We start from the raw sequence: 11,858 nt of genomic DNA, 5'->3' as shown, positions 1-11,858 counted from the left end.
TCCACAACCAACATCCCGATCTCGCCAACTGACAATCCAGTCGGCCGTTTAAACCATCGAAATGAGGGGTCCCTTTTAGACGCCGATCACCCCGCTAAGGGGGTCCTTTTTGCACGCCGATCTACAGCTACCGGGAAGCCCGGTGTTGGGGGCGGTTGAAAGCGCCAAGTCGAATCCCTGCTAGAAGGCGGATGTTCCAGGGTTTCGTCCGTTGGACGGTCCGGGTGCAATGCAGGAATGGGATCGACCTGCCATCGTTTTCCGGTCATCGCACCGCCTCACCGAGAAGAAATGCGAGAATGATGGGAAGACGATGTCGGTCGCAAGCCACTGGATCCTATTGAGCCGCCCGTCGTCTCTCGATCGCTGCCGCCCTGCGGTGAGACGACATGGCTGAGATTGGAAGGTTTATGAGCGAAAAACAGGCGTCGATCCGCGATGGTGGCGGCCCTCAGAGCTCCCAGGTTGATAACAATGGCCTGAATCAGGACTGTGTTTGCCTTACGCTCGATCGTTCCGCCCTATCTGATGCGCTTGCTCGCGAAACCGGCGACCCATCGTTCAGCGCATCACTCGCCGGGTCGCACCCCCATTTGTTTGCCGACGTGGCGGTCTTCATCAGCGACGTTCATTTCGCGCAGATGCAATCCATCATTGAAGCGATCGAGGCCGTCGCTCGCAATGCCCGGTATCGTGACCGGGTCTTTGATTGGGCGCATGAGAGTGCGCGTCGCGATTTTGGTCCACGCGGTGTTTTCATGGGTTATGATTTTCATGTGGGGGCGGAGGGCCCCGCGCTGATCGAAATCAACACCAATGCCGGCGGTGCAGCGCTCAACGCGGTCCTTGGGCGGGCGCAACTGTCTTGCTGCGGGGCGGCAGCACGAATTGCGTCGATCGACGACTTCTCCTCGGCCGTCCTGGAAATGTTCCTCAGGGAATGGCGGCATCAGCGTGCTACTGGTGCGCTCAAGGTCATCGCCATCGTGGATGATGGGCCACAGGAACAGTATCTGTACCCCGAATTCGTGCTCATCCAGAAGATTCTTGAGCGTCATGGCTTGCAAGTGATCATCGCCGATCCGGCAGAACTGGAATGTCGTGACGGCGCGCTTCGAACCGCGAGCGGAGCGCGGATCGATCTCGTGTATAATCGCCTCGTCGATTTCGCCCTCGACGCGCCGGGCCATGCCGCACTGCGCCGCGCCTATCTCGAGGGCCTGGTTGTGCTAACGCCAAACCCGCATCTTCATGCTTTGCTGGCGGACAAGCGTAACCTGACGCTGCTATCGGATCCCGCATTGTTGCTTGGCTGGGGAGTTGGGCGATCTGCGGTGGAATCGCTCAGACAAGGCGTGCCGATAACGGAGCTCGTCACAGCCGCGAAAGCTGACCGCCTTTGGACAGAGCGCAGGCATTTGTTTTTCAAGCCGGCACGCGGCTATGGCAGCAGGGCGGCATATCGGGGCGACAAGCTCACCAAAGCCGTATGGGCGCAGATTTTGACGAGCGACTACGTGGCCCAGGCCTATGTAGCCCCGGCCGCACGTTCGATATCACTCGATGGCGTGCGGCAGATGCGGAAGATTGATGTCCGACTCTACACCTACGAAGGCCGAACAATGATGACGGCCGCAAGGCTCTATCAGGGACAGACCACGAACATGCGGACGACAGGGGGAGGGTTCGCACCGGTCCTGCGCGCACCCTCAGGCTGTCTGCCGTCAATTTGCCGGGATGATCAACAGTCCGAGTGATCGAGGCTGAATGGCGAGGCGGTTTACATTCCCGTGCTGGCAATATTCCTGTAACTCGCCGCACTGTCACGGGAGGTTCGGGCTGAGCCCTGCATGCCGCCATCGCCAGAGGACTTCACGGAATCGCGCGCCCGAGCTTCGAACATCCGCGCACAGGCATCATAGAGCGACGCAGTTCCGGTGATCCGCGGAACAAGGAATTAGCGGTCGCTGGCAAGGGTCCGCGTGGTCCTCAGGCGTGGCTTCCTGTTGCGGCCGGAATTATTACATGTCGTCGTTCATGGGCATGGCGGGCTTGTCCGCGGCCGGCGGCGCTGGATTCTGCTTCGCCTTCGGACCCATCGGCATGCCGTCCTTGCATCCTGCTTTGCCTCCGCAACCCATTTGCATCCCACGGGAGGCCGTCATCCCCATCTGATGATCGTGCATCATCTGATCATGCATCTGCCGCTTGCCCTGCTTCACGCCGGCATCATAGGCTTGCTTGGTCAGCTTTTTGACCTGTCCGGCAGGTACCGGCGAACCTTCGTCCGCCCATGCTTGCCCGGCCGAGAGGGCGAGGAGCGAGGCAATCGCGGGAATGATCAGGGCGGCCCGGTAACGCGGGAATTTATGCATGGCTTTGTTCCTTCGGGAGGTTCGAGGCGCTCGAGCGGCCAGATCAGTTTTGTCTTAGACTCGCCTGCAGCAATGACGTTCGAGCGGGCTCCACAATATACGTTTTGTTACGGATGCCTGACGGGGAGATGCATATTGGGAGAACCGCGACTAGCCCGCGCCGTGGTGTCGATGTCTCAGCGGTGGCCCGCGCGTCCTTGAGGATGGGTCAATGGACTTTCACCATGCCGACACCCTTGATGTTGCTGAACGAGTCCGTCTGGTGGCAGCTGAAACATTGCTCGACGCGTGCCTCCTTTTCGCCGGTGATCATCTTGTCCATCATGTCGAAGTGCATCATGTAATGGCTCGGCGGTGGCTTGTGGCATTGCGAGCATTCGGTTGACCTCGGGCTTGGATGCAGGAACCCGCTGATCTTCCAGCTGGTGGCGAGATGACAGCTGGCGCACTCCTTGCCGAAGTAGCCCTGATGCTTGTCTCGGGGTGTATGGCACGACTGACAATCGAGCGCTGTGGGATGGTCCTTTCCCCGCGCTGCGATTTTTTCGAGCACGCCATGGTCCATCCGCGTCGGGCGGACGCTGTTGCCCTGATGCTCGACATGACACCCTGCACATTCTTCTACATTGGCGTGGAATGCAGTCGCCGGCTTCACCAGCAGTTGGGGCGCCGACACATGACAGGCGATGCATGTTTCGGCCTGAATACCCCGATTGGGCGTGTGGCAACTCTCGCACTTGCCTTCCAGAAACGCATGGGCGCTCGACAATTGGCCGGGACGGACGAATGCCGCCCATGGAGGCAGTGCTGTGCTGCCCGACCGGTAAACCGTCAATGGCACGGCAATCGCGGCAATCACCGTGACGATCGCGAGCACCAAATAAAGTCGGGTAGCGTGCTTCATGATAGCCAGCGCAAGCCGAAATATACGCTGCTCCAGATATGCAATGCCAGCAGGCCATACATGATGATTGCCGCCGCAACATGCAGGATCACCCACCGCGCAAGGGTTGCCTTGATGACATCACGCGCCCTGATCGCGAATTCCAGGTCCGATATCGCCCCGATCAGTGTGTCGAGCGACAGCCCCGTCGCGTCGACTATGCTCTGGCCGCGCAGGTTCGCCGAAACTGCAGCAAGAGCGTCGTAGCGGTCGCGCAATATCTTTAGTTCACTTTGTTGAACCCTCAGTTCCTGGCCGACCTGGACCAGATAATATCGTCCGATGAAGCCGGTGATCACAACGGTGAGCATGGCCATGACGAGCGCGATGCCGAGCGGGCTCTGAAACTTGTGACCTGAGTGGATGACGCCGACCAAAGCCCCGATCGCACCGGCGTAAACATGAAAGCTGAGCAACCCGCCGAGCGACACGAAGGTTTTCGTCCGCTCTTTAGCCCAAGGGAGCCGTTTGACGGCGGTATAGGCAAGCAAGAAGAGGAAAAGGAGGGTGGCCGCGATACCGAATATGCCTCCCGTCAGGCTCCCAGGGAACCGCGGCGCGGAATGAATGAGAAAAGCAAGGACGAGCAGCGCAAGGGCACTGACGAGAGCGCCGACCGTCACTTTCTCGGTTTCGGTCATGTCAGGCGTCCACCACGAGATCGCCTGCGGATTTTGCCTGACAGGCAAGGATGATGCCGCCGGCCTTCTCGTCGGCAGCGAGAGCATCCTCCACTTCCATCGTAACCTGCCCCTGGCGCATCGGGATCTTGCACCGCCCGCAGGTGCCGGCCCGACACTCATAGTCGATGACAACCCCGATGGCCTCGGCCGCCTCAAGGACCGACTGGTCGGGCGTGATCGAGCCGGTCTTTCCCGATTTTGAAAAAGCGACGGTTGCGTGCGCGGATGGAAAAGTCGGTGCCGACTGTACGGGCGGGGACGCAGGGATGTCTTCTGCAGCCGGGATCGTTGGTTCGGTGTCTGCAACAGGGCCGCCCGTCGGAGGCGCAAACTCCTCGGTCTTGATCTGATCCGGGGGTAGCTGGAGCTGTCCAAGCGCCGCCTTGACCGCCTCCATCATCGGCGGAGGACCGCAAAGATGGACGCGTCTGCGTGTTATGTTCGGAACGGAAGCCGTGATGAAATCTGCCGTCATATAACCGACAGGCCCGGCCCAGTCGGTACCATCGGCTTTCGACACTATGTAAGCGACGTGAAGCCTGGTGTGGCGGCGGGCGAGATAGTCGCACTCCTCCTTGAAGATCAGGTCCGCCGGTGTGTTAACGCCATAGAGAAGGTAGATATCGTGTTCATAGGAACGATCGGTGAGACTGCGCAGCACGCTCATCATGGGCGTGATGCCAACGCCGCCGGCGATCAGAACTATGCCCTCAGCTTCCTTGCCGGTGAAGAAGAACCTGCCTGCAGGGGCCGATACTTCGAGGAGATCGCCGATATCGGCGTGGTCATGCAGGTGCCGAGATTCCAGCCCATATTGCTCGCGCTTGATCGTGAGTTCGACATAATCCCGCTGCGTAGGTGATGATGAGATCGTGTAGGATCGGCGAACCTTCTGACCTTCGATCTCAGACGTGACCGTCGCGTATTGACCAGGCAGGAACGTGAATGGGATCGATCCTTGGTTAGCCTCCATGAGGCGGAATGTTTTGACGTTGGGTGTTTCATCGAAGATCGCTTTGATCCGCAGGATTCCTTTCCAGGGCCGCTGAACCGCCGTCGGCACCCCGCCGGGCAACGGGGTGGCTGCCGGCGCTGATGGCGGTATCACGCTGCCCGGCGCTGCTGCGACAAGAGGCATGGATGGGGGCGTAAGCCTCTCCACCAGGCGTGTGATGCGGCGCAGACGCGCGCTCCGCAGGAGCAGCGCCGCAACCAGTGCGGCGATGAGGAGTGTCATCGCGATCAGGTGCCACCAGGAAAGCCCCGCCAGCCCGTCATCGGAGCTAATCTGATCGCTTCCCTCGATACCCGTCTGGTCCTTGAACCACCTCAACGCGATCTGTCGGGGAGGGCGGCCCTCGTCGAGGCCCCTGAGGGCGCTCGCTCCGCTGTCCGTGAGAGCAAGGCCTTCGCGGGCGGCTTTGATCGCGTCCTGGGCCATGCCAAAGTCATTCGACATGAGGGCATGGCGAAGCCGGTATTGCTCGGTCGTCAGTACCTTGGCGCCCGAACCCAGGCGATTGAGCGCCTCGGCGCGGATCGCGCGCCGGGCCTCGTCAGTCAGAGCTGGCCACTCCATCATTGAGGGATAGAAGGGCTTGGCACCCATCGACCCGCAACACATGCCCGCCGACGAGCCCATGTTGGTTCCTGACGATGGTGGCATCATCTGCCCCATCATCTGCTTCATCATTCCTGCCATTGGATTGGCAGGTGCTGTCCCCGCTGGAGACGGAGTGCTCATCGCTTTCCCTGAAGCCGGCATGGCGGGCGGCGCGTCAGCACCACCGCCGGGATGATGTGAAGCGTGCTCGGCCGCTGACAGCTGCGCAGACGCTGGCGATGATCCAAAGATCACCGCCAGCGCGAACATCATGCCGCTCCTCGTCGTTGCCCGCGACAACTGGAGCGCGTCGCTGTTGCTGTGAGGGCGCTTCACTTGAGCGTTTTCCTACATGTCGTCCTTCATGGGCATCGGCTTCGCCGTAGCTGGCATCGGGGCGGGCTTGGCCGCTGCAGGTTTGGCATGTCGGCGGTGTCTGGCGTGCTTCGGCTGGGCCATGGGCATTTTCTTCTTCATGGCACAGCAGCCAGGCTTGTCCTTCGCCATTGCAGGCATGGTCGAAGGCATTTTCATGCCGTCATGCATAGGCATTTTCATGCCCTCATGCATGGGCATGCCGGCCATGTCCGGCATCGCATCGTTATTCTCCATCATGCCACCGGATGGCATTGCCCTGTCGCTGGCGGGCATGGATGATTGTGTCGAAGCCTGCCCCGCCATCTGCCCATGGGCGGTCGCGATGCCGGGTGACAGCAAGATAGCGCCAACAAGTGCAAGCAAGCGCAAGCAGGATCGATGTGACTTAATCATCATATATACTCCGTCGGAGTGGCCGCGGGCGAGGATCGAGCCGCAGTGACCTCCTGCATGAACCATGCTCCTGTCCGGATTGATCTACGTAGCTTCGCGGACGGGTATCGGATGGCAGCGAGGAGATCTGGCATCGGTGTAGCCACGGGCGGTGCGCCGACGATATCTGAGAGGGTGACGGGGCGGCTCTCGTCGGTGACCGGCCTTTGCCAAACCCGCGTGGAGATGAAGTGTGCCGCTCACATATGTTTCATGGGCGCGTCTCTCATGGGCGCGTCTTTCATCGGCGCGTCCGGGCTGGTGGCGGGCATGTCCGCAGGGGCCGCATCGGGCATCGTCGATCCGCCCTGGCGCATGTCACGGTGGTCCATTTCCTGCCGGTGAAGCTCATCCATCTCGGTCGCCATATCGTCGTCCGCAGTGGCTGCGGCGCTTTGGTTTGCACCAGCGGCTGCCGCGCCTGCGGCGGCATTGGGGACCGTCTGGTCTTGCGTTCCATCAGCCTTTGGGCCGCAGCCGCTGAGCGTGCCGAGAAACGCGAGAGCGCTGAGACCGGTCATCATCATCCCGGTTGAGATCGTGAGGGGCATTTTCATCGGGTTATCTCCACCATTTGGAGGGAATGTGGTCGCCAGAGTCCGTCGGACGAGCGCGTCAGCCACAGCCCGGAAAGTTCCGGCGGAACGGTCACATGCGCCAGCGTTTCCCGAGGGTCTGCTGACGCCGATCCCGTGAGGGATTCATGGGGTGTCGGCGCGGCGCTTGGTCGTCCTTTTCGCTGGCCATCAATTGGCGGGGAGGGCGTATCCGTCCCCCGCGTCTTGGTCATTTCCTGCGGAGTTCGACGATATCGTGCACCGCCGGCGTCCCGTCGGCGACGCTCACATGGGCGAAATGATCGTCGAAGATGTGGTCGATCTTGACATGTCCGACGAGGTCGCGGCGGTAGGCGGGGCCTGCTCCCTTGTAGCCAGCCCCGGGGACAGCCTTCGTACGATAGACATGGAGCACTTGCCCGACAGTCGCGCCATCGGCCTTGCCGACGCACACCACCGGTCCAGTGGTATCGATGCCCACGATCGAACCGCGCATGAATAGACTGTGGCTAATGCCGGCGGCGAAGGCGGGCGCGGCACCCAGCATGGCCAGGCCGGCGAGCGCGAACGTGATCTTCTTCTGGAGCAGCATGTCGAAATCTCCTTGGTCGATTTGCCAGACCGCCAAAGGAACGCGGCGGCGAAGAACCTTCTCTTCGCCGCCGAGACTATGGACCAACGTCCTGGCTCAAAATGCGTATTGTTACCAAGGTGGGCGACCGGTTCCGCAGACAAGCCCGTTGTGATGGGAAGGCTGGGCGTCGCAATCAGCCAATTGGAAATCGAGGTTCAGCGAGGACGCCGCCGTTACGCGCCTGCCGGGCGTTTCCGGTCGAGCCCATGCGGCCCCGGGGTCGCGGAGGCACCACGTACTCGCGCTCTTCCTTCGCCAATATATATCAGGTGGTTTTGGGTCGTTTCCCGCGGATAGCCGCTCCAGCGACCTTGGAAACATTCTCTTCCATCCAGCGCTCGGCGAATTGATCACGCCGTCTCACCTCTCCGATCAGGTCGTTGCAGAGCTTTTCGAGGGCGCTGACGAGGATAGACGGGCTCAGGTAGCTGATATCGGGTCCCAATTCCTCATCGAGCCGGCGAAACGCCGCAATGATGATCGTCATGAGCTTGTTATCGGCGCAGTGCAGCGCGAAATCCGTTGAACGCATGAGGAGGGCAGCCAGAATGGCAATAGGATCGCTGTCCGTCGCGTGCGCGAATCTGACAATTCGTGCATAGCTGACCTTGCCAGTGCCTCGCTCGAAATGCTCGTAGGTCCGTACGGGAAGCCCCATCGCCGCCGCAACCTCGGAAGGCTTCATGCGACGTGATTTGCGGATCGATTGAACCGCCTTGGTCAGCAGCGCAACATGAGCACGATCATCTTCCTTTTCATCTGTGCCGAATTCCATCGTCAAAGCCTGTTCTGCTCCCTGGCGCCTGCCTGGCAATATTCCACGACTGCCTGTGTTTTTGCCGTCGCGTGGTGGATAGCCAAGAGCAACTCCCGTGTGAAACCTGTCGACTCCCGATATTATCCAATGCCGTTCAAGTAAAATGTCGGAAAATCTTCAATTATGGCGATCATTTGTTTGCCACGGTGCCCATTTCAAGAGGAGATATCTCCAAACCGGATCAATACCGTAATGATTACGGAGATATGCGGACTTGACTGGACTGAAGTCTATTGAAATCTAAGGGGCGTGTCGCTCTGTTGCGCGCGTACCGCCCGAACACCCGACAATATGTGCCGATTTTATTCCAGAGTCTGCCGATGACACGGCAGAACTCGACGACGTTGGCGCGCGATGTTGCGGCAGCGACGAGATTTGAAATATTTTCAATGACAAACCACGGAATATTCAGATCAATTATACGGGACAGGGATGTAGGAGACGCTGAAATGACTCCAGCCTTCCCTGACGGCGACTGGCAAAATCCCACCCACTATGAAGCGCTGTATGATCTCGACCGAGCGGGCCTTGCCTGGGAGTTCGTGCGGCGCGATCCGGGATATCGCTCCCTCGGTTCAGCCTTCGCCCACCAGTCTCATGCTGCTGAGGGGTCGGTCGAAATAATCCCTGACGATCCTGCGTCGGCTAGGACATGGGGCCTATCCTATCCGGAAGACCAAAATCTCCCAGCTGGTACCGCGCGGATATTCTGGCATGCGGATGTCGATCCGCATGTCCTGTTGATGGAGGCGGAGCCGGCGGCGCCCGATGATCCGGTCGCGGTGGATCTTGCCGCGATTGGCGGCGAACTGTTCGTGCAACCCAGACTTCGCGGGGGCGAACGGGTCCTGCTGCGTCAGAGCGGCGTGCATTTGCGGCTGGATCTTGCCGCAGGCACCGTTCTTGATGGACCGATCCGGCCACGGGTCGTGTTGCCGGGGATCTGGGGCATCTCTCCTCAGCTGCTCACCCTCAAAAGGCTTGGAGAGCTGGCGAGACAAGGCAGGGTGCCGCGATCACTTCGGCCGCGCGAAAAGCGAGCCTGGCGCTGGGCACGCATGCTCCAGGCGCTCGATGGCGTGACTGTCGGCGCCACGCACCGCGATATCGCCAATGCCATCTTCGGGACAGCGGTCGTCCGATCGGAATGGCGCGGTGCATCCGATCATCTTCGATTGAAGGTGCAGCGATTGGTCCGCGAAGCGCGACGCCTCGCTGGCGGCGGCTACCGTGCTATCTTGAAGAGCGATGAGGGATGAAGCGAACGGTCTCGTGGCGGCGCAGATCTCTGTGTCAGCGTGATGGCCGGGTTTGAGAGAACGCCGCGCTCACGCCAAAACTCAAGGCTGGAGGAGTCGCTTCAATTCGTCGACCAGGGCGGTCCGTTTTTCGCGCGGCAATTTGTCGAGATTCTGTCGTTTCCAGTGCAGCGCGGGCAGGGTCTCCACGCCCGGCAGATCGATCAGCGTCCATTCGGGTGTACCCGCCTTGAACGCGAGAAGGAATTGCCGGTGATGGTCAGGCATCTCTCCCACCATCATGTCAATCATCGCTTCCCGGGCCGCAAGCAGCTCTTCGAGCGGTACCGGCTCGACCGTCATGCCGGCGAAGCCACGCTCGAACTCGGTCTCGATCGATTTTCGCTTCGGGTTGAGGAGCTCCGCGACGGGGCGCCTGTGGCTGAGAACATATATAAGGAAGCTGAGCCGCAATTCGTTGCTGACACCTTCGTTCGCGAGGAGATCGCGAACATCGAACAGATCGCGGGGATGCTGCCGGTCGAGCGCCGCGACGATCTTGCCGGCATAGAGATCGGCAAAGGACAGCGTCTGAATCTCGGCAAAACCGAACGCCTCTTCGACCGCCGCGGAAACCCGCATCGTCACTGGCTCGTAGACGCAGCCGCGCAGGACCGGGGTGACCTCGATCTTGATCTGCGCGTCGTCGGCCCGCACGACGAGCTTGTTGACCGCCTCCTCCTTGTCGAGCCGGCTCGGCGTCACCTTCGCTTGCGGAATCCGCCGCTCTATCGCGGCAGCGATCCGTCTCAGTGCCGCGTCGATGCCGGCGAGCGATGTCGGCCGATCCTCGATCGGCAGATAGGTGAGGTCGATGTCGACCGACAGCCGCGGCATGTCGCGCACGAACAGGTTGATCGCGGTGCCGCCCTTCAGCGCGAAGACGGCTTCTTCGGCGACGGTGGGCAGGGCGCGCATCAGCAGCGCGACTTGCCGCCGATAGCCCTCATGCAGCGGCATGGAATTCCCCGGGCACGGTGATCAGGTAGCGCTGGTCGAGCTTGCCGCCCTTGGTGAGCACCCGCTTGCCCGAGCCCAGATCGACCGCGTCCGGGTTCAGTCGCGCCAGCCAGCCATGGCGGTGGCGGTCGGCAAAGAAGAAGAAGAGCCGTTTGACCTTCACGCTGCGGCAATCGGCCAGGTTGGACTGCAAGGCCGAGGGACGTAGATTGGCGAGACCCTCCATCACCATGTCGATCTGGTGGAAGCTCTCGCGATCAGGGAGCTCGTCCAGCCATTCCAATATCGCGCGTTCGGGCGAGCTCATGACCAGCGGCAGTGACAGCCTGCCTCCCGATGCCAGGAGCGATCCGTTTGGGAAATCCGTCGGCGCGTCGCTGTGCAGGTTGGGTGAGGGCAGGGGACCTGCCACCGGCGACCCGAACAGCCGCGCGCTGTTGTGGTAATGGAAGGCGACGTCGAGGTTGAGCTTCTCGAGCCAGGACGGGGGGCGCTGCTCGCCATAGAGGTGCACCTTGCGTGCGGACTGCTGAAGATAATGGCCAAATCCCTGCTCTTCGAGCGCGGTGCGTCCTCCGACCGCGAGCGGATGATCGAGCAGATTCTGCAGCGATTTGACGACATCCTCCCAGCGTAGTGGCAGCGGCGAGCGCGCATAGACCCGGGGGGCGGGCTGGGCCAGCCAGCCGGCCTGGACATAGTGGCTGCGCAGTGATGAGCTGTAGCCGTGCCGTTCCAGCCATGCTGCATCGACCACCAGACCTTCGGGCAAGGTGCGCATCAGCCAGTTTAACTTTCGTTCGTTAAGCTGAACCATATTATCGATATTAACACATCTCTAAACTCAGCGCCAGTTTGAATATAGTCGCCAAAGCTTAATTGTGCTGGGTGTTTTTGGAAGATCATAAACCCAGTCGGCACGTTTTTCGCCGTCTACCACTTTCATCGAATTCCATTGGCTTGCGCTCTGCGCCTCGGCGTACCGCCGACCGCGCTCTATGGCGGCGCTGCGCAGGCCGCCACCGAGCCCCGCGAAAGCGGGTCTCGGCCAAAGGTAACGATCGCATGGCGCGGGCCGGACCCCGAGGGCCCGGCTTGCGGTCGCCGCGCCGAGCGCGGCGGCGTTGTCTGAAGCCTCTCCCGGCAGCGCGGGAGGTGGGCGGCGCGCCCGTCTGGCC

General features: G+C 60.9%; 13 protein-coding genes. 2 read left to right on the top strand and 11 right to left on the bottom strand.

The annotated features are described in order from the left end of the window. Positions 1-410: 410 nt before the first annotated feature. Positions 411-1,757 (top strand): hypothetical protein, encoded by a 1,347-nt coding sequence (locus WP12_RS20865; RefSeq protein ID WP_235399233.1) that lies wholly within the window; start codon positions 411-413, stop codon positions 1,755-1,757. 264 nt (positions 1,758-2,021) lie between these two features. Here WP12_RS20865 and WP12_RS23650 read toward each other — a convergent pair whose 3' ends face one another. The 8 genes from WP12_RS23650 to WP12_RS20825 form a co-directional block, all read right to left on the bottom strand. After that, entirely contained in the window at positions 2,022-2,375 is a 354-nt protein-coding gene (locus WP12_RS23650; RefSeq protein ID WP_052730538.1) for a hypothetical protein, read from the bottom strand. Positions 2,376-2,583: 208 nt separating this feature from the next. After that, positions 2,584-3,279 (bottom strand): cytochrome c3 family protein, encoded by a 696-nt coding sequence (locus WP12_RS20855; protein ID WP_046195592.1) that lies wholly within the window; start codon positions 3,277-3,279, stop codon positions 2,584-2,586. Beyond that, positions 3,276-3,959 carry an iron reductase gene (locus WP12_RS20850; protein WP_046195591.1) on the bottom strand — a complete coding sequence of 228 codons (684 nt, stop codon included), beginning with the start codon at positions 3,957-3,959 and terminating at the stop codon, positions 3,276-3,278. The genes WP12_RS20855 and WP12_RS20850 overlap by 4 nt, the downstream gene beginning before the upstream one ends. A 1-nt stretch (position 3,960) precedes the next feature. Continuing rightward, positions 3,961-5,877: an FAD-binding oxidoreductase gene (locus WP12_RS20845; RefSeq protein ID WP_235399232.1), complete on the bottom strand. Its 1,917-nt coding sequence runs from the start codon at positions 5,875-5,877 to the stop codon at positions 3,961-3,963. 75 nt (positions 5,878-5,952) lie between these two features. Then, a complete protein-coding gene (locus WP12_RS20840) occupies positions 5,953-6,378 on the bottom strand; it encodes a hypothetical protein (protein WP_046195589.1) in 426 nt (141 codons plus the stop codon). Positions 6,379-6,614: 236 nt separating this feature from the next. Then, positions 6,615-6,971: a hypothetical protein gene (locus WP12_RS20835; RefSeq protein ID WP_046195588.1), complete on the bottom strand. Its 357-nt coding sequence runs from the start codon at positions 6,969-6,971 to the stop codon at positions 6,615-6,617. Positions 6,972-7,200: 229 nt separating this feature from the next. After that, the gene (locus tag WP12_RS20830; protein WP_046195595.1) at positions 7,201-7,563 is read right to left on the bottom strand and encodes a hypothetical protein; all 363 of its coding nucleotides are present in this window, start codon (positions 7,561-7,563) and stop codon (positions 7,201-7,203) included. Between the two features lie 307 nt (positions 7,564-7,870). Then, a complete protein-coding gene (locus WP12_RS20825) occupies positions 7,871-8,380 on the bottom strand; it encodes a helix-turn-helix domain-containing protein (protein ID WP_052730537.1) in 510 nt (169 codons plus the stop codon). A 362-nt stretch (positions 8,381-8,742) separates the two neighbouring features. Here WP12_RS20825 and WP12_RS23645 point away from each other — a divergent pair, with 362 nt between their 5' ends. Further along, on the top strand, positions 8,743-9,681 hold the full coding sequence (locus tag WP12_RS23645) for a DUF2285 domain-containing protein (protein WP_084691266.1): 939 nt from the start codon (positions 8,743-8,745) through the stop codon (positions 9,679-9,681). A gap of 81 nt (positions 9,682-9,762) precedes the next feature. Here the strand turns inward: WP12_RS23645 and WP12_RS20815 are convergent, their stop codons facing one another. The 3 genes from WP12_RS20815 to WP12_RS26045 form a co-directional block, all read right to left on the bottom strand. After that, a complete protein-coding gene (locus WP12_RS20815; protein ID WP_046195587.1) occupies positions 9,763-10,680 on the bottom strand; it encodes a nucleotidyl transferase AbiEii/AbiGii toxin family protein in 918 nt (305 codons plus the stop codon). Beyond that, positions 10,667-11,497, bottom strand: a complete 831-nt coding sequence (locus tag WP12_RS20810; protein ID WP_046195586.1) for a type IV toxin-antitoxin system AbiEi family antitoxin domain-containing protein — start codon at positions 11,495-11,497, stop codon at positions 10,667-10,669. Before WP12_RS20810 ends, WP12_RS20815 begins: the two co-directional genes overlap by 14 nt. 27 nt (positions 11,498-11,524) lie before the next feature. Beyond that, positions 11,525-11,858, bottom strand: a 334-nt coding sequence (locus WP12_RS26045; protein WP_235399231.1) for a hypothetical protein, incomplete at its 5' end; no start/stop codon positions are given.

The sequence above is a fragment of the Sphingomonas sp. SRS2 genome, assembly GCF_000971055.1.
GTDB lineage: Bacteria > Pseudomonadota > Alphaproteobacteria > Sphingomonadales > Sphingomonadaceae > Rhizorhabdus.
Note: the sequence above shows the minus strand (reverse complement) of the source record. Positions and strands in the feature narration are given on the sequence as shown.